Below are 2,912 nucleotides of genomic sequence, written 5' to 3'. Positions count from 1 at the left end.
TCTTGAGATTTTAGAGTGAACTTTAGCTACTTTACCTCTAGCCTTTTGACGGTTGTTACTTCCTTTCTTTTTACGCGATAACTTTTGTTGTTTGCGTTTTAGATTACGTTGATGTTTGGCTAAATGTCTAGGGTTATCATATTTACTACCATTACTGTTAATAGCAAAATGATTAAGTCCTAAATCGATTCCTATGGCTTTACCGTCCGATGACTGACTGGGCAACTCTGATCCATCATCAACTAAAATAGAAGCGTAGTATTTACCGTTTTGACATTAGCTGGATAGCTAATTGATTGTTTACCATGTTTGGATTTTAATTTTGGTAATCTAGCTCGTTTCTCAAAGAAATTTTGATAAGCTTGGGATAAGTTCAAAGCAACAACCTGTAAACACTGGGAATAAGCATCTGTCAACCAATCATATTCTTTTTTGAGACTAGGCAATAGTCCCTGAATATAGTTTCGTGTCAGTCCTTTTCCTGTGGTTTTATAGGTTTCTTGGCATAAATTCAATGAATAATTCCAAAACCAACGACAACAACCAAAGCTTTTTGCTCAGGCTATTTCTTGCTCAGTATTAGGCTTAAGTCTGAATTTGTCCGCTTTGTACATAAGAGTTATCAAGAAACTATAATTATGATAACATAGTTTTTGAGGAATTGTTTAGATACAAAGTCAGCATTCATGAGGGGGTGTGGGGCGAATTACTTCGCCCCTTTAAAAGCCCCGTGCCATCGCACTCAAGCGAGGGACTTCTGCTGACATTCAGTTAAAATAGCCATCATCTTTTGGGCTACCTCTGCTGTTTGTTCCAGCATGGCAAAATGACCACAATCGGATAACTCAATGACGTTGCTGCCAGTTTCAAACAAAGGATGAAAACTGGCCAGATGGTTAACGTACTTAACTTCCATAATCGTATCCTCTTTCCCCGCCAGAAAATAGACCGGTTGCGGGAGACGGGAGACAATCTGGGGTAAAAGATGAACTTCGCTGATAGTGGTGGTTTCCAAAAGTGACCCTAGGGCTGCTTGGTAATCGGCCCGGACAAAATCAATCACGCGCTGTTTGCCCCATTTTTTACCTAGGGTTTGCTTGACCATCATCCGCGAGAATAAAACATCAATCAAGGGAACACCAGGCAACCAAGACGGTCTTCTCTGTAAAATCTGTCTTCCGGCTTCCCGAAATCGCTCAAATTCCTCCTTTAGATAGATGCCACCGCCGGCATTCATACAGATTACCCCTTTAATCCGTTCAGGACAGCTATCCGCGGCCCACAAAGCAACACTACCACCGAGGGAATGACCAACTAACCAAGCAGCATCGAGGTTTAAGCGGTTAAGAAGGGTAATAACGTCTTGGGAGTAGGATTCAAGGTTATAACTGCTAGGAGGACTGTTAGAGGTGATTTTTTGGGAGTCGCCAAAGCCCCGGAGATCATAGACTAGACAGGGATAATCCGGGGAGAGAATATCTACCAAAGGCTGCCAGTAGTGACGACTCAGCAGCCAACCGTGTATAAAGACTAAAACCGGTTTATCCGCTCGGGGCGAAAATAACTCGTAACTGTGGGATACTCCCGATATGTCGATGGTAGGCATATAATCAATCTCAACCTAAATTAAACCGTTGATAGGGGTTACTAGGGAAACTTCTAGGGAAAAATAGATGTATTTAGCCTTGTTTATAGAGCAAAATCAGGGAAGCTTCGGATATTCCCCTGACAGCTGATGACTCACTGCTATAGACAATTTCAAAAGCTTCTACTTAAAGTATAAAACACTGGAGATACCCCCCTAAAATAGGATGAAAACCCTAGACCAGGATTCATCTATGAAATGCGATCGCTTTTTAACTCTTTCCCTCGTCTTCAGTCTGGGATTAGCTTTTCCCCCCTCTTTACCCGCTCAAAATCCCCCCGCTACCACCTTTCAACCCGGTCCTTGGCAGCCTGTTGCTAGGGTGAATATGAGTCGTCCCGTGGAGATTAAAATCATCAATCAAACCGATATTGACCTCAATTATGACCTATCGGCCAATATTAATTCCTCTCCCCAATTATTATCTCCAGGTACGGAGACAACCCTAAGAGGTTTGGTAATTCCGGCATATATTCTGATTAATCGAGCTAATGCCGCCGCAGATCGCTATTCTTCTAGTTTAATCTATGCCGTAGAGGTCAATGATGATAATTTAGTCACGATTACTGTCACCAAAGTTCCGGGGAGTACCCCCGGTTATACCACCTTTAACATCAATCAACAGGGTGCTATTTATATTTACTAGCTCTAGCTTAAGCTGCTATGGAGCCACCTCGATTGTTAATTAAGTTTACGGCTCTTTCTACCTCCTTTGGCTTCAGGATTTTAAAATTCGTCTTCTTGGGCAAGAATTGTCTTAATAGTCCCTTATTATGCTCGTTTAATCCCCCTCTACCAAGAATGATAAGGAGTAGCACTCATAAAAATCTGCCCCGATTTTCTGAGGGGGCATCTCAGTTTTGCAGAAATACTGAAAACAGGATATAAAGGAAGAAGAAATTGATCAACAGAGGCAAGGACAATGACCGGATTAAATGATGCTGACCGAGAAAAAATCGGAATCGAAGGTTAAAATTCGTTTGATTTTTAAATTCTCAGCCGTTACGACTAAAGTCGCATCAGCTAAATCCATTGGGCGCTCTTTATATTTTTCCATCAGTGACAGTAATCGAGGATAATCTTTTTCTTCGATCGAGGCTAACCGTACCATTTTCTTCAATAGCAATTGGGAGCATCTCACCTTTGTAACCCCTAAATCAGGTTTTTATGTCAAGCTATTTTGAAAGCCTTGCTAGAAACCAGTTTTAGGTATAAGTATAATTACTCACTTGCATAAATGAGATGCTCCCTAGCAATTTACCGAGTT

Annotated in this window: 3 protein-coding genes and 2 pseudogenes; 1 reads left to right on the top strand and 4 read right to left on the bottom strand. The window is 41.4% G+C overall.

Features of this window, described 5'->3' with window-relative positions; translation table 11 throughout:
- Together IM322_RS13390 and IM322_RS13385 are read right to left on the bottom strand one after the other, a co-directional pair.
- Window positions 1–614 (bottom strand): annotated as a pseudogene (locus tag IM322_RS13390) (RNA-guided endonuclease InsQ/TnpB family protein); the annotation flags it as partial.
- A gap of 128 nt (window positions 615–742) precedes the next feature.
- On the bottom strand, window positions 743–1,606 hold the full coding sequence (locus tag IM322_RS13385) for an alpha/beta fold hydrolase (protein ID WP_287078283.1): 864 nt from the start codon (window positions 1,604–1,606) through the stop codon (window positions 743–745).
- A 232-nt stretch (window positions 1,607–1,838) separates the two neighbouring features.
- Between IM322_RS13385 and IM322_RS13380 the strand changes: the two genes are divergently transcribed.
- On the top strand, window positions 1,839–2,291 hold the full coding sequence (locus IM322_RS13380; protein ID WP_287078284.1) for a hypothetical protein: 453 nt from the start codon (window positions 1,839–1,841) through the stop codon (window positions 2,289–2,291).
- 28 nt (window positions 2,292–2,319) lie between these two features.
- Here the strand turns inward: IM322_RS13380 and IM322_RS13375 are convergent.
- Both IM322_RS13375 and IM322_RS13370 read right to left on the bottom strand, forming a co-directional pair.
- A pseudogene (locus IM322_RS13375) lies at window positions 2,320–2,489 on the bottom strand (IS30 family transposase); the annotation flags it as partial.
- Between the two features lie 87 nt (window positions 2,490–2,576).
- A complete protein-coding gene (locus IM322_RS13370) occupies window positions 2,577–2,786 on the bottom strand; it encodes a PIN domain-containing protein (protein WP_287672736.1) in 210 nt (69 codons plus the stop codon).
- Between the last annotated feature and the right edge of the window lie 126 nt (window positions 2,787–2,912).

This window comes from Microcystis sp. M109S1, assembly GCF_020247025.1.
In the GTDB taxonomy this organism is placed as follows: domain Bacteria; phylum Cyanobacteriota; class Cyanobacteriia; order Cyanobacteriales; family Microcystaceae; genus Microcystis.
The sequence above is the reverse complement of the archived record's forward strand: the minus strand, read 5'-3'. Positions and strand labels throughout refer to the sequence as shown.